Here is a 19,861-nt window from a genome sequence, read left to right as displayed (position 1 = left end):
TATGCGAAATCTTGGCAAGAGTCTCTTGGAGTCGAAAAAGGTCGCTCGGTTGGGTGGCTATTTGTTTTGCTCGATCATGTCTCGCTGGATGATGACTCTGAACTATCGCGTCGCATACTATGACCCCGCGTGCGACGTTGGTCGCATCGAATACAACGAACCAGTCATCTATCTTATCTGGCACGAATATCTGACGTTGCCATTTTTCGTTCGCCGCAACACGCGTCTGGCGTTACTGGCCAGTAAACACCGCGATGCAGAAGTGCTCACTCAAGCCGCCTATTTGTACGGATTCAAAGTATACCGTGGCTCTAGCGGACGCGGCGGTGTCCAAGCCCTCTTGGGGATCATGCAAGACGAAGAGATGCGTGGCCTGGTGATTACGCCCGACGGCCCCCGCGGGCCCCGGCGCAAGGTCGCTAGCGGAGCGATCTTTCTTGCCAGCCGTTTGCAGTGGCCCATCGTGCTGCTGGGTGCAGGCTTCAAACGACCTTGGCGTTACACAAGCGTTTGGGACCAACACGCCTTCGCACGCCCCTTCAGCCGCGCTCGATTGATCATGAGCCCCAAGATCCACTTGCCCCACGACCTCAATCGCGACCAACTTGCCGACGCCTGCCGGTCGCTAGAATTTTCGCTGAAGGAACTGACTTTCGCAGCCGAATGTTGGGCCAACTCAAAACAGTCTATGCAAAACGAAACTGCCTTCTATCCAGGTCCGCTGGGCTGCGATTCTAGGATTTGGCACCAGCAACCGAAATAAGCAATTGCTCGTACGCCGCAAGCTTGTCTCGCAAATCAAACTCCGATTGACAACGCTGCCAGTTCCATTGCCCCAGCAATTGTCGTTTAGACTCGCTACCCATCAGCTCAAAAACCAGATCAAGCCATCCGTCACGATCGTCGGGCTCCGCTGTTTGGTCTGCGGAATGATCGCCGAGCAATTCCCGTATGCCATGTACGGCCGTTGCTGCCACGGGCTTGCGACACGACATCGCTTCAAGCACCACGTTTGGCATGCCTTCGTAAGCGCTTGGCAAGAGCAGCAGCTCGCAAGCATTCATCCAAGCGAGTACATCGCTTTGGCGACCTACATTGACGATCAATTCCGGCTTCGACTCAGCAAGCAACTGAAGCCCTGATCCCAGTGGGCCATCGCCAATGGTCACAACTTGCCAGTTACTGTGTAGCATACGCTCGTCGTCAGCCACTCGCATGACCCACGATATTCTTTTCTGTGGTACATATCGACCAACAAAGAGCATGAACGGCTGGCGTACATTCCATTTCGACAGGAACGTCCCCACTGATTCATGCGCTGGCACATCCTGCTGCTGTACGACATCGATTCCGTTGGTAATCACATGAACTTTCTGAGCTTCTGCACCTTCAAATTCGATTACGTGATCGGCCACAGATTGACTGACGCAGACCACGTGAGCTGCGACCTTGTACACGCCTCGGCTAACCCAAGCCCGCACACGAGATCCATCTGCCACACGAATTCCTACAATTAAAGGAACGTTGCATTTAGGATAAACCAGACTACTCAATAAGTTGGCATGAAAAAGAAACGACAATGCCACTTGCGGAGATGATTTATGAACGAGTTTGCGCAGTTCTGACCGTACGCGGAAGAAATCAAATGGGCCGCGAGCGTTGAGAAAGATTGGTTCCACGCCAGATTGACGAAGCTTTTCAAATAGCTCGTCGCGATCGCGTGCAGGAAGCCGCCCCAAGGCAATCACGCGAACCTCATGCCCCTTGCGACGTAAGTAGCAAGCGATCTCCACCAAGCACTTTTCAGCGCCCCCCATGTCTAGTTCGGTAATGATTAAGTCAATGCGCATGTCACTTTTTCGATCGATTAAGCGTTCGGAGCCACCTCACAGGCTTGTATCCTTTCACGCCAGCCCCCTTTGCCCTCGCCAGAATACTATAAACTGAACAAGCCCATCGGCTTGGGTCGCTTCAGTTAATTCGCTCGGAAAACTTCCTGCCAGTGCAACATGATCATTGCTTCTCAAATCAGCAAAACTTTCGCCGCTCGCCAGCGACGCATTCCAGCAGTCCAACATGTCAGCTTTGAAGTCGCTGCCGGAGAAGTTTACGGCTTACTAGGTCCCAATGGAGCTGGAAAAACGACTACCCTACGAATGATCATGGGCTTGCTGGCGCCCGATGAAGGTTATATCAGTGTGGGCGGCGTTCGTCATGACGGCGACCGACACCTGTTGCGAAAACAGTTGAGCATGATCTCGACCAACGATGGTTGCTATCCGTATCTGACCGTCCGCGAGGTCTTGTTATATTTTGCAGATCTCTATGATGTCCCCCGTGCTATCGCCCAGCAGCGGGTGATGAAATTCGCGGAATTATTGGGGCTGTATACTTACTTGGACCAACGATGCAATTCACTCAGCACGGGGCAACGCCAACGTGTGGTCTTAGCTCGCGGACTGATGCACGATCCACCGGCGATGCTGCTGGACGAACCAACCCGCGGCTTGGACGTGGTCGGCAGTCGCACCATTTTCCAGTTTATCGATCAGTTGCGGCAGCAAGGCAAAGCGGTCTTGATCTCGACCCATCGGTTAGATGAAGCCGAGCGGCTTTGCGATCGATTTGGACTGCTGTACGGTGGCAAGCTGCAACTGGAAGGCACACTCCAACAACTGCAAACTCAAACCCACCAAGAGCACTTAGTCGACATGTTTATCGATCTGATCGATCGCCAGGAAAGCGTGGCGGCAACATGATTGACTCCAATTCGATCTCGCGATTCACGCGACTAGCCGCCAAAGAGCTGAAAGAAACACTACGCGATCGACGCACACTCATCACGCTGTTTCTTATGCCCGTCCTGCTGTATCCCTTGCTCAGCCTGATCATGAATCGTTTGATTCTGACCAGCGGCAATATCCAATCGACCGCGTTTCGTCTTGGAGTCGCCAACGAGTTCGAAGGGCGTTTACTGCTGGACGCCATCAGTGTTGGCAAAATGGTCTCAACGACCGACTACGCGCAACCGCTGAAGATCCAGTGGAGCTCAAGCAATAACACGGCTGTCATCGAAAGCTCCCGCCAGCCCGACGATGCCACCAGCAATACGGCTCGCGATCAGGAAGCACAGCCTTCGCTTATCGACGCCCCAACACCAAGAGTCTCAGCGACCCCGAATCCCACGCCAAAACTTGCGCTGGCTCAGGATCCCGCGCCGCAATTCGATATTAAAATTGTAGAAGACGGGGACTTAGCGTCGGCCTTGAACGACGAACTGATCGACATCGCGATTATCGTTGTCCCACAACAGGCCAAAAACAACATCGACTACCAGCCTTTATCCTTCGAGATCGAATTTCGCGAAGGCGACGCATTCAGCGAAAATGCCATGATCGAATTGCGAAAGCTGTTCGCGTTGGTCAACGAAGCAGCCGCGTTTCGCCATCGAACCATGCTGGGGATTGCTGATGATGTACCGATTCGCATGTTGGCCAAACCATCGACTTCGGCCAAGGCACCCAAGTCGGCCTTGGCAGGCATCATTCCCTTGATCTTGATTCTGATGACGATCACTGGCGGTGTATACCCGGCGATCGATTTGACGGCGGGGGAACGCGAGCGTGGAACCTTGGAAGCATTAATAGCGTCGCCTATCTCTCGCTTTCAATTGGTGGCTAGCAAGTATGTGGCAGTCGTCAGTGTTTCGGTACTGACGGCGCTCATCAATTTGGTAGCGATGGCCGTTACGCTCAAAGTCACCGGGGTTGGTGATGCAATGATGGGCCAAGCCAGCATGGACTGGGGCGTGCTGTTTCGTACCTTGCCGCTGCTGATTGTTTTTGCGATTTTCTTTAGCAGCATCCTGGTGGCCTTGTGTAGCTTCGCGCGCAGTTTCAAAGAGGCACAAGCGTATCTCATTCCGGTGATGCTACTGTCCCTAGGACCTGGCATTATCAGCTTGATGCCAACAGTCAAACTCTCAGCCGGCTTGGCGGTACTGCCCCAGGTGAACCTCATCCTGCTGGCCCGCGATACCCTAGGCCGCGTCGAAACCCCACTGGCCATTGTGGCCATCGTACTGCTGACGACGCTGTTTTATACGCTCGCCGCACTTGTCTTGGCTTCGAAAGGCTTTGGCGACCAGGTAGCCACAGCGGGGGACGATTTCCGTTGGAGCGATTTACTCAAGCGTCCCGAACAACCGACCGACACGGCCACGGTGGGGCAACTGGCCACCTACTTAAGCCTGTTTTTTCCATTGTACTTTGTTATTACCAGTTGGATTTCAACGCGAGGCAACACTTCTCTGCAGTCCAACGCGATTCTGAATGCGGTTGTGCTGCTGAGCCTGTTTTTAGTCCTGCCCTGGCTCTACGCTCGAATGATCCGCGTCAATCTGCGATCGACTTTCCTGCTGAAACTGGGACCTATCCCCATCACTGCGATGTTGGTTGCTGGCGTATTGGCTTGTGCATTGTGGATGTTTGCCGTCGAAATTTTGCGGTGGTCCGATCTGCTGGGCATCAAGACACTCAGCGATGAAGTCTTGGAAAAGACCAAAGACCTCCGTGAGCAATTCCTTACGTTGCCTTGGTGGTTAGTGATCCTTACGATGGCCATTGCACCAGCGATTGCTGAAGAGTTTTTCTTTCGAGGATTGGTGCTGTCCAGTTTACGCAGCAGCCTAACCGCTCATCGAGCTGTTCTGTTTTCAGCAGTGTTGTTTGGACTGTTCCATGTTGTTTATGGCAGCCTGCTTTCTATCGAAAGGTTCCTGCCCACCGCGATGCTCGGCGTTTTCCTCGGCTACTTGGCGGTCCACTCTGGCAGTTTGTTGCCGGGCATCATCTTGCATGCTGGGCATAACGGACTGTTGTTTTCGTTGCCTTATGTGGACCAAACGCTGAAAGCATACGGCTTTGATCGCGAAAACGGTCGCTTGCCGATCGCGTGGTTAGTCGGTGGTATCGTGGCCGTCGTATTGGCGATGAGCATATTGGCATGGCGATCGCGCCCAAAGTAGCAGGCATACTCCGTGTGTCGTCAGCAGGGGGCCTTTGTTATGGCACACGGAGTGTGCCTACTACCGTGCTGCGGCATACGAACCACCGAGTAGGTTGGGGTTTAGCGGGGAAAGAAAGAGGCGCCGGTGGGAGTCGAACCCACGGTGGCGGATTTGCAATCCACTGCCTTAGCCACTTGGCTACGGCGCCATCCCCAGCAAGGATGCCGAAGCACCCGTTCTGAAGCATGTTTTTTAGTGACTCTGAGCGCTCGCGTCAAGCTCTACTCATCCGACAGCTCTAAGTGGATTGCTAGATTTGGCTGGAGGATTAGAATCCTGGCTGTGTTTGATTGCAGGATGATTTCATTTCCGTTGGGCCGCTAGTACCGAGAAAAGCCAATAGGAATAGAGCGATTCCTCATTTTCCCGCTTCCCGAACGTATCGAAGATTCAAAATAATGAGCGAGCAGTGTGATTTTGGTTTGATTGGTCTGGCGGTCATGGGCGAAAACTTAGCCCTAAACGTCGAAAGTCGCGGTTTTCGCGTCGCGGTTTTTAATCGCACCACCGACAAAGTGGACGCGTTGATGGACGGCCGAGCCAAAGGAAAGAACTTTTTCGGTGCTCATTCAATCGTCGATTTCGTCAAATCGCTCAAGCGTCCGCGTTTGGTCATGATGCTGGTGAAGGCAGGCCCAGCGGTGGACGATCTTATCGAACAATTGCTGCCGCATTTAGAGCCCGGTGACATCATTGTCGACGGTGGAAACACACATTTCGCCGATACCGAACGACGAACAAAGTACATCGAAGAAAAAGGCTTGCTCTTCGTGGGCAGTGGCGTCTCCGGTGGCGAAGAAGGGGCACTCAAAGGCCCCAGCATGATGCCCGGCGGTTCCAAAGCGGCTTGGCCCACCATCAAGCCGATCTTCCAAGCCATCGCAGCTAAAGTTGGCCCCAACAATGATATCCCATGCTGCGAGTGGGTCGGTCCCCGCGGCGCTGGGCACTATGTCAAAATGGTTCATAACGGGATTGAGTACGGCGATATGCAGTTGATCTGCGAAGCGTACCATCTGCTCAAAGACGTCGGCGGGCTCAACAATGATGAGCTTTACGATGTTTTCGCGGAATGGAACCGAGGCGAACTGCAAAGCTATCTGATCGAAATCACCCGCGACATTTTCAGTGCGAAAGATGATCAAGGCAAAGGCGGACATTTGGTCGACAAGATTGTCGACGTCGCTGGCGCTAAAGGGACGGGAAAATGGATGAGCCAATTGGCTCTCGATCTCGGTGTGCCCAGCACGCTGGTAACGGCGGCCGTTTTCGCTCGCACTATTTCTGCCATCAAGGAAGGCCGTACACGAGCTTCCAAAGTTCTTAATGGCCCAACCACCAGCAAGCTTCCGGCCTTTGATGCGGCCGTTAAGTCGATGGTCGCCGACAAGAAAGGCTTTGTCGAAGCAGTCCGTCAAGCATTGTACGCATCCAAGATTTGCTCGTACGCTCAAGGTTTTGTGCAGTTGCAAGAAGCGAGCAAGGAGTTTGACTGGGGATTGAACTACGGTGACTGCGCTCTGCTATGGCGAGGCGGTTGCATCATCCGAGCCCAATTTCTGGATCGCATCAAAGAAGCGTTTGACAAGGAACCTAACCTCGAAAACTTGCTGCTCTACCCGTACTTCCAACAAGCGATTGAGAATGCTCAATCTGCGTGGCGTTCAGTGGTCATGGCAGCATCGCACTTGGGCATTCCTGCTCCCGCTTTCACGACCGCGCTGGCTTACTACGACAGTTTCCGCCTTGAGCGACTGCCAGCGAACTTGCTGCAAGCCCAACGCGATTACTTTGGAGCCCATACGTACCAACGCTTGGATATGCCTGGCACTTTCCACAGCGAATGGTTAGACCTGCGCAAGCAACCTACCTAACCATACCTAGCCCCAATGCAACTTGTTGCATGCCACCTAACCAGTCAACCCCAATGCGATTGCACGGGGTTGACCGCCCTTTCAGAACTATCGCCTCATCGCCGTTGGAAATGTGAATTATGGATGCTATCTCACACACGATTGTTATCTTTGGTGCCAGCGGCGATTTAACCAGCCGAAAGTTGATTCCGGCGTTGTATCGTTTGTTTCAGCGCAAGCGATTGCCTTTGCCGACACGCATTGTCGGAGTTTCCCGAAGCCATTTTTCGAGCGAAGAGTGGCGTACGCAACTGCAAGAATCCACAGCGACTTTTGCCAAACGTGACTACGATCCCGAATCGTGGGCCGCGTTCGCTGAGAATATCTTCTACCACCCCGGCGACATTTCGGTCAAAGAAGACTTCGACGAACTCGCCGATTTCCTCAACAAAATCGAAGAGAACAAACGCACCGATCGCGTTTACTATTTATCGACAATGCCGCAGCTTTACGAGCCCGCGATCGCTCAACTGGGCAGCAGCGGCCTAGCTTCCGAAGAACATGGTAAGCGGCGGATTGTGATTGAGAAACCGTTTGGGACCGACTTAGCTTCCGCCAGACACCTCAACGATGCAGTGCACCGCGTTTTCCAAGAAAAGCAAGTCTATCGCATCGACCACTATCTAGGTAAAGAGACCGTTCAAAACATTTTAGTGCTACGGTTCGGCAATTCAATTTTCGAACCCTTGTGGAATCGCAACTACATTGACCACGTCCAGATCACTTGCGCCGAAGAAGTCAAAGTCGGTCGCCGCGGAGGCTACTATGACAAGGCAGGTATCTTGCGAGACATGTTCCAGAACCATCTGCTGCAACTGTTGATGATCACCGCCATGGAAGCCCCAGTTCGCTTTGATGCCGATATGGTGCGTGACGAAAAAGTGAAAGTCCTGCGTTCGGTCCGCCGCTTTAAAGGCAGTGATTTTGCCGAGTGCGGCGTGCGAGGACAATACATCGGGTACACAGAAGAAGAAGGAGTGCCGGATGACAGTCAAACCGAAACATTTGCCGCTTTGAAACTGCAGGTCGACAACTGGCGCTGGAAAGGTGTGCCGTTTTACATCCGCTGCGGGAAGGCGATGAGCTGCCGGACGACGCAGATTGTCATCCAATTTAAAGAGCCGCCGCATGTGATGTTCGCCGATCGCAAGTCATTCAATCCAGAAGCAAATCGGTTGGTCATTCAAATTCAGCCGGCCGAAGGTTTGCAATTGCATTTTCAAAGCAAAGTACCTGATGAAGAAATGCGGATGCGGCTGAGCGATCTAGATTTCCGCTTTGATACGCGCAACAAGGAACTGCCTGACGCGTACCAGCGACTGCTGCAAGATGCGATCCTTGGCGACGCTAGTTTGTTTGCTCGCAGCGATGAAGTCGATCAAGCTTGGCAAATTATCGACCCAATCATTGGCGCTTGGCGAAGTCCGGCGGCACCTACCTTATGGCAGTATGAACCACAGTTCTGGGGGCCGAACCAATGTGCCGAGTGGATGCAAGCCCAAGGCCGGGAATGGTTCGACGTCTGCCCCGTGTTGGGTTGATTAGTAGCCTGACTTTGGCGGTGATTTCTGGTATACTGGGGGGCTTGGATTCGAACTCGTTCTTCCTTCCCACCATAGACTCACCATGCGAAACCTACCTACCTTTTTGCTATTAGCGGCTGGCTGCACTCTGACTGGCTCGGCGATTTATCTGGCGAACTCCCAGAACGCTACGTTCTACCTAGCACAAGACAAATCGCCAGCAGCCGAGACCCTCGAAGCATCAGCTTCCAAATTTCTCGCGACACTTTCTGGCGATTCGTTGGCCAAAGCGGTTCTCGCTTACGACTCCGCTGAACGCACCAAGTGGGCATTTATTCCGCTGCCCACTCGAAAAGGTTTGCCTGTTCGCGAAATGAACGAATCGCAAAAGGAAGCGGCTTTTGCATTGATGAAGAATGTACTCAGTTCGGTCGGCTACACCAAAGCGACTTCAATCATGTCCTTGGAGACGTTGCTGCGGCAATTGGAAGGGCCAGGGAAAGAAGAGTGGCGTGACCCCAACAAATACTACTTTACCGTCTACGGCCAACCTCAAGCCTCACAAATTTGGGGATTGAGCATTGAAGGGCACCATGTATCGCTAAACTTTGTCATGAAGGATGGAGCGATTGTTGAATCAACACCTCAATTTTTTGCCACGAACCCCGCTACGTTGCAAGCGGACTACTCGGAGACTTTTAAGAAGGGCATGCGCGTGCTCAAGGGAGAAGAGCAGTTCGCCTACGACTTGCTTGCCAGTTTGGACGACAAGCAAAAGAAGGTCGCCATCTTTGCAGAAGAATCGCCACCCGAAATCCATTATACGGACGTGCCTCACGCAGAATTCCATGAGCCCAAGGGTATCTCCGCATCACAATTGACCGACGCTCAAAAGGCGACGTTAAAGACACTGATTTCAACGTATACCGAAAGCATGTTGGACAATGTCGCTGCCGAGCGTTGGAAGAAGATCGATGAAGCGGGCTTTGACAAAATCCACTTTGCGTGGGCAGGCGGTACAGAGACCGGGATTGGGCATTATTACATCGTCCAAGGGCCTACTTTTATGATCGAGTTTGTGAATACGCAAGCCGACGCGGCAGGCAATCCGGCCAACCATATCCACTGCGTCTGGCGCGATGCAGATGGCGATTTCTATCTCACTCGCTAGTCTCCATGGTCCGCAGACAACCAAGCGACCTAGTTACCGGCCTACGTCGCGATGTCGCAGCGCTTCGATTAACCTCGGGCCGTTAGGCGCAGGCGAACGCAGCAGTTGCCGTAGGCCGGAACAAGCAATGCCTACTCCTGCGCCGGAACTTCGGTCGCAAAAAACCAGTCAACTTCACTGGTTCAACAAACTATTCCCTAGAGGCTTTGCGCAGTTCCGGCAACAACCAAGCGACCTGGTTACCGGCCTACGCCGCGATGTCGCAGCTCTTCGTTTAACCGCGGGCCGTTAGGCGCAGGCGAAAGTAGCAGTTGCCGTAGGCCGGAACAAGCAATGCCTACTCCTGCGCCGGAACTTCGGTCGCAAAAAACCAGTCAACTTCACTGGTTCAACAAACTATTCCCTGGAGGCTTTGCGCAGTTCCGGCAACAACCAAGCGACCTGGTTACCGGCCTACTTCGTGATGTCGCACCTTCTTTCGGCTCGCACATTCATCGCTTGTGACGTAAACTCCATGCTTCTCCACGTTCGACGTCTCAGCCAGAATGCCACTCCATGGTCAACACGCTCTTCCTGCCAGAACTTCGCGAAATGCTCTCAGAGACCAATGAGATCGAGCTTCGTGAGTTCTGCACCGCTCTGCACCCTGCGCGGACGGCCGAGTTCATGGAAGGGCTGGAAAACAATGAGCTCTGGCGAGTTTTGCAGTTTGCCGAAGCACCTCTACGCGCCGAAATCTTCAGCTATTTCGAATGGGATCGCAAGGTCGAACTGCTGAATGACCAAGACGCACGCCAAGTTGCAGATCTGCTGACCGAAGTGTCCGCCGACGATGTCGTCGACTTGGTTCAAGAACTGCCCGAAGATCGCGTCGACGAGATTTTGATGCTGATGCCAGCCACTGTCCGCCGCGATATCCGTCGCCTGCAAACCTTCAAGGAAGGGACAGCCGGCGCCCTGATGACCACCGAAGCGGTCCGATTAGCCGAAGGACTGACGGTGAGGCAAGCGTTAGAACAACTGGGACGCGAAGCCGAATCCTTTGAGACGGTTTACTATTTGTACGTCGTCGACGAAACAGATCACTTGCGAGGCATCGTCAGTGCGCGATCTTTGCTGTCATCGATTGGGCGGCAGGATACCAAGCTTTCGGAACTGATGGAAACCGACTTGGTCTGCGTCCAGGCTCAAGATGACCAAGGCGAAGTCGCCAGGAAGGTCGCAAAATACAATCTGCTGGCTATTCCCGTGGTTGACGACCAGCGGCATATGCTGGGCATTATCACACACGACGATATTATCGACGTCATCCATGAAGAAGCCGCTGACGACTTGCAACGTATCGCGGCCGTAGAACCGCTGCCTGATTCTTATATGCGAACCGACGTCCTGACGCTGTCATGGAAGCGGGGCATGTGGCTGATTTTGCTGTTCTTTTTCGCTTTGCTGACCGCCTTTATGCTCGACCAATATGACGCGGAACTCGTGCGTTTCACTTGGCTGGTCGCCTTCATTCCTCTGATTATCAGCAGCGGAGGCAACAGCGGAAGCCAATCGTCGACGCTAGTGATTACGGCACTGGCCACCAAAGACGTCGAGATTTCTGACTGGTGGAAGATCCTCAAACGCGAAATCGCGACGGGACTGCTGCTGGGCAGTTTGCTAGGCACATTCGGTTTTGTCACCGCGATACTGATCGCGCCGTCGGTCTACGCGGCGCTCGTCATTCCGATTACGATCCTCAGCGTCGTTATCGCCGGTACCAGCATCGGCGGCATCCTGCCACTGGTCTTCAAGCAATTAGGCTGGGACCCGGCATTGATGAGCAACCCATTTGTCGCGGGCATTATTGACATCCTGGGTATCTTGATCTATTTGAACGTGGCCATTTTGTTGCTGACATAAAAAGGGCTGAAATTTCGAAGCGCCCGCAGCCAAACGCAACTAGAATTAGAATATACTACTTCGAAATACCCCTAGGCAAACTCTTTTCCCTTCCTCTGCAGGCAGCAACCTATGAGCAAGACCATGCAAGATTACACGGATTTGTTGATCGCACGCGGTATCATATCCAAAGAACAACTGCACGAAGCCGAACGCATGGCCGCCCGCGACGACAAGCAGGTGGGGGACGCTCTGGTTGGTCTAGGGTACGCATCCGACGAAGAAGTTACGATGGCCCTGGCGGAGTTCCACAACTTCGAATATGTGGATCTGCCCAATATTCGCATCGATGACGCGGTTATCCAATTAGTGCCCGAATCGGTCGCCCGCGAAAACCGCATTATTCCGTTTGCCGAAGAGGACGACACCATCCGCGTCTTGGTTTCGGACCCCTTTGACCTGGAAAAGATCGAAGGTCTGCGGTTTATCCTCAACCGCAAAGTCGACACGGCCCTGGCAGCCAAAGAACACATCCAAGAAGCGATTAACCGGTACTACGGGCAGACCGAAGGCGAATCGGCTGACTCGATGTTGCAAGAATTCACCGATACGCAAATCGATTTTACCGAAACCGAAGAAGACAAACTGGTCCAGGACGACCACATGGACCAAGACAGTGCCCCCGTGGTGCGTCTGGTTCACTATATGATTCAGGAGGCCGTCCAACTGCGTGCTTCTGACATTCACGTCGAGCCGTTTGAGGACCGTGTTCGCATCCGTTATCGAATTGACGGCTCTTTGGTGGAACGCGACAGCCCGCCCCGCCGCTTGCTGGGTGCGATTATGTCACGCATCAAGATTCTGGCGAAAATGGACATTTCCGAGCGCCGTCGACCTCAAGACGGACGCATTAAGATTACCGTCGGCGAGAAAGAACTGGACCTTCGTGTCAGCATCATTCCGACCAACCACGGACAATCGGCGGTCATGCGCGTTCTGGACAAGGACAATATCAAGGTAGGGGTCAAGCAACTGGGGCTGGCCGAACATGACTTCAAGATCTTCTCGGGACTGATCCGGCGACCAAACGGCATCTTCCTGGTCACCGGCCCAACCGGTTCCGGAAAAACCACCACTCTCTACGCTGCACTCAATGCGCTGAACCGACCTGATCGCAAGATCATCACCGCTGAAGATCCTGTAGAGTATTACTTGCCAGGGATCAACCAAGTCGAGGTTCGCCACAACATCGGGCTGGATTTTGCTCGCATTATCCGTGCGATGCTGCGACAAGCACCCAACGTCATCCTAGTCGGCGAAATGCGAGATACGGAGACGGCGCAGATGGGTATCCAGGCCAGCCTGACTGGACACTTGGTTTTTAGTACGCTACATACGAACGATGCGCCCAGTGCTGTGACGCGCATGACCGACATGGGTGTTCCGGCGTACATGGTGGCAAGTAGTGTGGTCGCGGTGCTCGCGCAACGCCTGGTGCGCAAGATTTGTACACGCTGTAAGGTCGAGTACAAGCCGACCGCCGCGATGCTCGAAGAGGCTGGAATCCCAGAAGACCTTGCTCGCGACGGCAAGTTTTCGCGCGGTAAAGGGTGCTCGTACTGCCAAAAGAAAGGCTATCGTGGCCGAATCGGGATCTACGAACTAATGGTTGTCAACAACCGCATCCGCGAAATGATGTTCCGCGAAGCGTCCGGGGCGGCACTGCGAACGGAAGCCATAAAGACCGGCATGACAACACTTTACTGCGATGGTATCCGCAAAATCCTGGCTGGTATCACCACCTTTGACGAGGTCTACAACACGGCCAAACGAACCGAACAGGAACCGCTAGCGATGGAAAATCTGATCCGCGAGTACCGGGCGAAGGCCTAGGGGCTGGTTTGAGCGACGCCAGCGGAACTTCCGCATGGGCAGATCGCCGTCAATCGTTAGTCGGCCGACTGGTCTCCAGCGAGCCGAAAATGGCCCGGCCAAGTCACAGGCTGGGTCCGATGGAGCCAATTGCCGTAAGCGGTGGTGCCCTACCAAACCGCTAATGACCTAAAATTCGGCAATAATTGGAGTTCCGTCGCGATGTGGACTACAATATTGGTGGCATAAGGACCAGTTCTCCGTGTTTGGCCTGCTTTCCTGTGCCAATCTCATCTCCGTTTAACTTACGTTTGCGGGTCGTCGAGCCCTCCTCGGCGGCCTGCAAACCTTGAGAAATAACTTATGGCAACAGTTCTGATTGACAAACTGCTCTCAGCGGCAGTTAAACAAGGGGCAAGCGACATTCATATCGTCGTCGGCCAACCTCCCGTCTTTCGCTTGCATGGCCGAATGCGCAAGCTGGATACTAAGACGTTGGAAGCGGACGACACGGTTCAGTTGATGAAGAGTATCGCTCCGGAACGATGCCAAAGAGAACTGCAGGAAACCGGTAGCTCCGACTTCGGTTTCGCGTTTGGCGAGCTGGCCCGCTTCCGCGTGTCGATCTTCAAGCAACGCGGCTTCATTTCGATGGTTCTGCGGCAGATCCCCAACGATAAACTGACGCCTGAGCAGTTGGGGTTACCCGAAGCTGTAGTCAAAATGGTACAGCGTCCGCGTGGTCTGGTATTGGTCACTGGACCGACGGGCAGCGGCAAGAGTACGACGTTGGCCAGCTTGATCAACTTCCTAAACGAAACCCACGATCACCATATTATTACGATCGAGGATCCGATCGAATTTTATCACGAGCACAAGAAGTCGACGATTAACCAGCGCGAAGTCGGTGTCGACGTGCCAAGTTTTGCCGAAGCGATTCGGCGTGCGTTGCGTCAAGATCCCGACTGTATCCTGGTTGGTGAAATGCGCGACTTGGAGACGATTCAAGCGGCGATTAGTGCGGCGGAAACGGGCCATATTGTGTTCGGCACACTGCACACCAACAGTGCCCAAGGAACCGTCAACCGAATCATCGATGCGTTCCCTGGGAACTTGCAAGATCAGGTCCGCACACAGCTTAGCTCTTCGCTTTTAGGCGTGGTCGCCCAGACGCTGTTGCCACGAGTCAACGGTGGACGTGTGGCGGCTTACGAGGTTTTGATTGTTACGCCGGGCGTGGCGAACTTGATCCGCGAAAACAAGACCTTCCGAATTAGCTCGGCCATTCAGACCGGGGCAAAATTCGGGATGAATCTGATGGATGATGCACTGTTTAAACTATGGCGTGACGGCTTGGTCACCGTGGAAGATGTGCTTTCCAAATCGCATCGTCCCGATGATTTAGCGAAACGCATTGTGAACGCTCGACGCGGCCTGGAGGATGATGGCGCGGAGATCGATGAAGACGAAGGCGAGTAGGCCTTGGACGCTTGCCGCAGCCATTGCACGCGGACGCATGACTTTGAACCGGCTAAACCACTTTTTATTTAATAGATCCTCACCAAGAAACGCAGAACCATGGCATCTCGTCGCATCGGCCAAATCTTTGTCGACCTTGGCTTTATCACCGACAAGCAATTGGAGTTGTTGCTGGAAGAACAGCAGCAGCAGCCCGGCATCTTGTTGGGCAAGTTGGCCGAGGACATGTCGATCATCAACGAGGACCAACTTGCGACGGCATTAGCCGAACAATGGAATATGCAAGTCGTGCCGCTGGAGAGTACCAGCTTGGCTCCCGACGTGTTGGATAAGATCAGCGAGTCGATGGCGCAACTGTACCGCGTCATCCCTGTCCGCTTTGATGGCAACAGACTGACGGTCGCGACCTGTGATCCACAGAACTTGAACATTCCCGACGAACTGCGCACGTTCTTGGGATACGATATTGAGATGGTGGTTTCGACCGAGCGTGCGATCTTGGCGGCCATCGAACGTTACTATTCTTCGGAGTCCGAAAGCGTTGAGAAGCTGGTCAAATCGCTGGCCGATGACGCGGAGTTGGAAGAAGCCGCTCGAGCGATCGGAATGGACGGTCCGTTCGATTTGGATGGAGCCGAAGCACTCGCCGATAGCGTGCCTGTGCGCAAATTGTTGAACTTGGTGTTGTTGCTTGCGATCAAGGACCATGCCAGCGATATTCACTTTGAGCCGTTCGAGGACGAATTCCGCATTCGCATCAAGGCCGAAGGTGTCTTGTATGAAATGGTTCCGCCACCGCGTCACTTGGCATTTGCGATCACGACGCGGATCAAGGTGATGGCGAATCTCGACATTGCAGAACGTCGACTGCCACAGGACGGTCGCATCGAGTTGATGGTCGGTGGTCACCCGGTCGACTTGCGGGTCAGTATTCTGCCGACGATGTTCGGCGAAAGCGTGGTTATGCGAGTGCTAGACCGCAGCGTGGTATCGCTGTCGCTGGACAAGGTCGGTATGAACGAGCATTCGATCACTGAGTTTCGCAAAGTAATGACGCGTCCGAACGGGATCGTGCTGGTAACGGGGCCGACCGGAAGTGGTAAGACGACGACGCTTTACTCGGCACTCTCGGAGATGAATGAGATCACCGAGAAAGTGATCACGACAGAAGACCCTGTTGAATACGACATTGATGGGATTGTTCAGATCCCGATTGACCACGACGTGGGCATTACGTTTGCGGCTTGCTTGCGAGCGATCTTGCGTCAGGATCCCGATATTATCCTGATCGGCGAGATTCGCGATTTGGAAACAGCGGAAATTGCGATTCAAGCTTCGCTGACGGGCCACTTGGTCTTTAGCACGCTGCACACCAACGATGCTCCCAGCACGATCACTCGTTTGAAGGACATGGGGATTCCAACGTTCTTGATCACGGCGACGGTCGAAGCGATTTTGGCTCAGCGGCTAGTGCGACGCATCTGCGCTAACTGCCGTGAAGCGACCGAAGTCTCGCGGGAGTTGCTATTGGACTTGGGTGTGCCACCAGAAGATTACGACAAGCACACCTACTATCGCGGCGCGGGCTGCAATAACTGCAACAACACAGGTTACAAAGGCCGCGTGGGACTGTTTGAGCTCTTGATCATGAATGACGAAATGCGTGACATGATTATGAAAAATGCACCGACCGATGAAATTCGCGAGGCGGCCAGGCGAAACGGCATGATTCCGCTGCGTGACTATGGACTGAAGTTCGTTTTTGAAGGAATCACGACGGCGGATGAAGTCGTCCGTGAAACCGTACTGGATGCATAACACAAGGGTGGCTGAGCCTTCCGAGGCGCGGCCCACTCTGGACCGACGCTCCCGCTGGCGGGGGAGTCGAACAACAAACCTAACAACACCTTTTCAAAGCAATTCGCAGGTCTACAGGACCGAATCGTAAACAGGACGCACTGCCATGCCAATCTATCAATTCGAGGCTATGGACCGCACTGGTCAAGAGATCAAGGACGTTATTGAATCGTCCAGCGAAGAAGAAGCGCAAACTACGATTCGGCAGATGGGCTACTTCGTTACGAAGATCTCGCTCAAGAAAACTGCCGCAGGAGCCAAAGCCAAAGGACCCAAGAAACGCAAACGCAGTTTTGCCATCGGCGGTGGCGGTGCGAAACACTTGGCAACGTTCACTCGTCAGCTTTCCATCCTTCAAGACGCGGGGCTTCCGATTCTGCGTTCGCTGAAGATTCTGGAGAACAACCAGAAGCCCGGCAAGCTCAAAAATGCGTTGATGGATGTGTGCGATGAAATCGAAACTGGTTCGACGTTGTCCGAGGCCCTTAGCAAATCACCGAAGGTCTTCTCGCGGTTGTATGTCAACATGATCAAGGCCGGTGAAGCTGGTGGTGCTTTGGAAGCGATCCTGCGCCGCTTGAGCGAGTTCTTGGAAGCAGCTCAATCGCTGAAACGCAAAGTCGTCGGGGCAATGATCTATCCAGTGGTGGTCACCTTGGTTGCGATCGCAATTTTGGCATTGATCATGGCCTTCATCGTGCCGCAGTTTAAAAAGATGTTCGAAGATTTCGAAGTCGAGTTGCCTGCGATGACGCAGTTGTTGATTGCGATCAGCGACTATGTGGTCCAGTATTGGTTCATGTTAATTTTGATTCCAGTGACTTACCTGTTGATTATTAAACTGGGCCGCAAGTTCACGCATGGCCGGATGGGTTTTGATCAATTCATTATCAAAGTGCCCGTTTTCGGATCGTTGATGGAACGAAACATCTTGGCCCGAACGACGCGTACGCTAGGGACCCTGGTGACCAGCGGTGTGCCGATCTTGGAAGGCTTGAACATCACGCGAGAAACCAGTAACAACGCGGTCTTTGAACGGATCTTCAATAAAGTCATCGAAGCGATTCGCGAAGGTGAAGTGATCGCTAAGCCGATGAAAGAACACTCGACGTTGGGGATGCATCCCATCGCCGCTTTATACTGGATGCTGATGGGATCGTTTCCAGGAGTGATGATTATGTCAGTTGCTTTGACGGCCGGACGCAGTGTTGGCAAAGGCGGCAAGAAGCAAGATCCTTTGGCAGCCACGGAAAACACCGACATGGCGTTGATTAATTTGGCGCTGCAAGTGATGGCGGTTGGAGCTGGTATTTGTTTGGCCTTATGGATGCTCAAGACTCGTTCCCGTGTCATCAACGACTTGGTGGTCAACATGGTCGACGTCGGTGAAGAGACGGGCGAACTGGACACGATGTTGTACAAGGTTGCGGACAACTATGACGAAGAAGTAAAGGTCTTGACCGAGGGTTTGACCAAGCTGGTCGAGCCCCTGTTGGTGGTCTTCCTTGGTACGGCTGTCGGTTTCATTGTCATCGCGTTGTTCCTGCCGATGATTGAACTGATCCAAACGTTGAGCGGCTAAATGCACGTCCGGCTAAAGCCGGTACTACGAACAATAGTTCAACGAGGCAATGCGGTGATAGCCCACAGAGCACTTTATTCTTCCGCTTGCGGGGGAGTTGAGTGACAGCGAGGAGGGGGGAACTTCTTCTGCTTTGTTGAATTTGGAACGCGATTAGCGAACCTAAAGTTTATTGATTGAACAGAACCATTTTTGAAACCTTATCGCTGGCACTGACAGACCCAATCCAATGTGGAGGCAGGTTGTTGGTTCAGCACCTAGTACGGAGTGCTCCAATGAAACGCTCGTTCCTCTCATCACGATCAGGGTTCACTCTAGTTGAATTGCTGGTAGTCATTGCGATCATTTCGATCTTGGCAGGAATCTTGATTCCCACAATTGGCGGCGTCGTCAACAACACCAAGCGAGGAGCGCTCAAGTTGGAAGTAGACGAGCTTGCACGAGCGATCGAGCGATACCGTGACAAGTTCGGTGATTATCCGCCAGACGGCAGCGACTGGGGCGTTTTTCAGCGTCATTTGCGCAATGCGTTTCCACATATACTCGATTCGGAGTTAGCACTACTTAATCCGTCGCCAGCGGTGGAAGCTGCCTCACAACGGGCAACTACGCCATTCAATTACTGCATTCGCAATAGCAGTGACACCCTGATCGCGCCGGGGACTTACACCGATGCAAACCTTAAGGTAATGGACCCTGCAGAAGCTCTAGTATTCTTCTTGGGTGGTTTCAGTTCGGATCCCAAGCGACCGTTTACTGGCCGCGGCGGACCGTTCGTCGCTTGGGGCACGCAACTGCAATACAACGTGGCCCGCGAAAATGTCTTTTTCGAGTTCGAGATCTCGCGACTTACGATCAACCCCGGTGATTTGAACGTTCCAGTGGTTAGCACAGATGAAGAGCAATTCTTTGGCAACGTCGCTCCGGCTGGCACTAGCCAAGGGCCTGATCTGCTACCGGTGTATCTGTCGGATTATGCGGACGAACTGAATCGTTCTCCTTACGTTTACTTTGACAGTCGCACCTATGTCAGTAACAAAGGCGGGCAACCCTACTTCAACTTTTATCAACGAAGCCCAATCAACCAACAGGACTCCAGCGATCTTAATAAGATCGGGGCTATCTATCCGGTTTACTCTGACGTTGCAAACTCAACGGGCAAGCTGCTACCGGGCGTAACAACGGCCACTGCCGCCAGCTTTGTTGCTTTCCAGCGATATCAATTCATGGAGCCAACCAAGTTCCAGATCTTGGGCCCAGGGCTTGATGGCAAGTACGGTGGCCGATTGGTGCGAGAAGTGCGTGGTGCAAGTGATCCAGCAGCCTCCTTGGCAGATACCATGTTTCGCTTCCCTTCGGGCGAATCGATTGGCGGTATCTACAAGAACTTTAAAGTCTCCCCAGCATTTGGTGTGGCCATGACTGCCGTCGATCCACAGCACACGACGCGTATGGTCGATAACGTGGCCAACTTTAGTGCGGCGACTTTTGAAGCAGGGACTCCTTAACGGC

At 53.3% G+C, this 19,861-nt stretch carries 13 protein-coding genes and 1 tRNA gene; 12 read left to right on the top strand and 2 right to left on the bottom strand.

Annotated features, from left to right (window positions below; genetic code table 11):
• Window position 1 precedes the first annotated feature (1 nt).
• Window positions 2–763 carry a lysophospholipid acyltransferase family protein gene (locus tag SH302x_RS06765; protein ID WP_479367969.1) on the top strand — a complete coding sequence of 254 codons (762 nt, stop codon included), beginning with the start codon at window positions 2–4 and terminating at the stop codon, window positions 761–763.
• Here the strand turns inward: SH302x_RS06765 and SH302x_RS06760 are convergent.
• Entirely contained in the window at window positions 735–1,850 is a 1,116-nt protein-coding gene (locus tag SH302x_RS06760; RefSeq protein ID WP_479367968.1) for a glycosyltransferase, read from the bottom strand. The genes SH302x_RS06765 and SH302x_RS06760 overlap by 29 nt on opposite strands.
• A 159-nt stretch (window positions 1,851–2,009) precedes the next feature.
• Between SH302x_RS06760 and SH302x_RS06755 the strand changes: the two genes are divergently transcribed.
• Both SH302x_RS06755 and SH302x_RS06750 read left to right on the top strand, forming a co-directional pair.
• Entirely contained in the window at window positions 2,010–2,759 is a 750-nt protein-coding gene (locus SH302x_RS06755) for an ABC transporter ATP-binding protein (protein ID WP_479367967.1), read from the top strand.
• Window positions 2,756–5,026, top strand: a complete 2,271-nt coding sequence (locus SH302x_RS06750) for an ABC transporter permease subunit/CPBP intramembrane protease (RefSeq protein WP_479367966.1) — start codon at window positions 2,756–2,758, stop codon at window positions 5,024–5,026. The genes SH302x_RS06755 and SH302x_RS06750 overlap by 4 nt, the downstream gene beginning before the upstream one ends.
• Before the next feature lie 118 nt (window positions 5,027–5,144).
• On the opposite strand, the gene SH302x_RS06745 is transcribed toward SH302x_RS06750, so the two are convergent.
• A tRNA-Cys gene (locus tag SH302x_RS06745) sits at window positions 5,145–5,216 on the bottom strand.
• 250 nt (window positions 5,217–5,466) lie between these two features.
• On the opposite strand from SH302x_RS06745, the gene gnd reads away from it, so the two are divergent.
• The 9 genes from gnd to SH302x_RS06700 all read left to right on the top strand — a co-directional run bounded on the left by gnd (window position 5,467) and on the right by SH302x_RS06700 (window position 19,857).
• Window positions 5,467–6,942 (top strand): decarboxylating NADP(+)-dependent phosphogluconate dehydrogenase, encoded by a 1,476-nt coding sequence (gene gnd, locus SH302x_RS06740; protein WP_479367965.1) that lies wholly within the window; start codon window positions 5,467–5,469, stop codon window positions 6,940–6,942.
• A gap of 128 nt (window positions 6,943–7,070) precedes the next feature.
• Window positions 7,071–8,522, top strand: coding sequence for a glucose-6-phosphate dehydrogenase (gene zwf / locus SH302x_RS06735; protein ID WP_479369245.1), 1,452 nt, complete (start codon window positions 7,071–7,073; stop codon window positions 8,520–8,522).
• Window positions 8,523–8,607: 85 nt separating this feature from the next.
• Entirely contained in the window at window positions 8,608–9,675 is a 1,068-nt protein-coding gene (locus tag SH302x_RS06730; RefSeq protein WP_479367964.1) for a DUF3500 domain-containing protein, read from the top strand.
• Between the two features lie 555 nt (window positions 9,676–10,230).
• Window positions 10,231–11,580, top strand: coding sequence for a magnesium transporter (gene mgtE, locus SH302x_RS06725; RefSeq protein WP_479367963.1), 1,350 nt, complete (start codon window positions 10,231–10,233; stop codon window positions 11,578–11,580).
• Between the two features lie 111 nt (window positions 11,581–11,691).
• On the top strand, window positions 11,692–13,452 hold the full coding sequence (locus SH302x_RS06720) for a GspE/PulE family protein (RefSeq protein WP_479367962.1): 1,761 nt from the start codon (window positions 11,692–11,694) through the stop codon (window positions 13,450–13,452).
• A gap of 342 nt (window positions 13,453–13,794) precedes the next feature.
• Window positions 13,795–14,910: a type IV pilus twitching motility protein PilT gene (locus SH302x_RS06715; RefSeq protein ID WP_479367961.1), complete on the top strand. Its 1,116-nt coding sequence runs from the start codon at window positions 13,795–13,797 to the stop codon at window positions 14,908–14,910.
• A gap of 99 nt (window positions 14,911–15,009) precedes the next feature.
• Window positions 15,010–16,728: a GspE/PulE family protein gene (locus SH302x_RS06710; RefSeq protein ID WP_479367960.1), complete on the top strand. Its 1,719-nt coding sequence runs from the start codon at window positions 15,010–15,012 to the stop codon at window positions 16,726–16,728.
• Window positions 16,729–16,873: 145 nt separating this feature from the next.
• Window positions 16,874–18,349, top strand: coding sequence for a type II secretion system F family protein (locus SH302x_RS06705; RefSeq protein WP_479367959.1), 1,476 nt, complete (start codon window positions 16,874–16,876; stop codon window positions 18,347–18,349).
• Between the two features lie 275 nt (window positions 18,350–18,624).
• Entirely contained in the window at window positions 18,625–19,857 is a 1,233-nt protein-coding gene (locus SH302x_RS06700; protein WP_479367958.1) for a type II secretion system protein, read from the top strand.
• The last annotated feature ends 4 nt before the right edge of the window (window positions 19,858–19,861 follow it).

The organism is Njordella calcicola (genome assembly GCF_056494125.1).
This window is presented reverse-complemented; position numbering and strand designations above follow the sequence as displayed.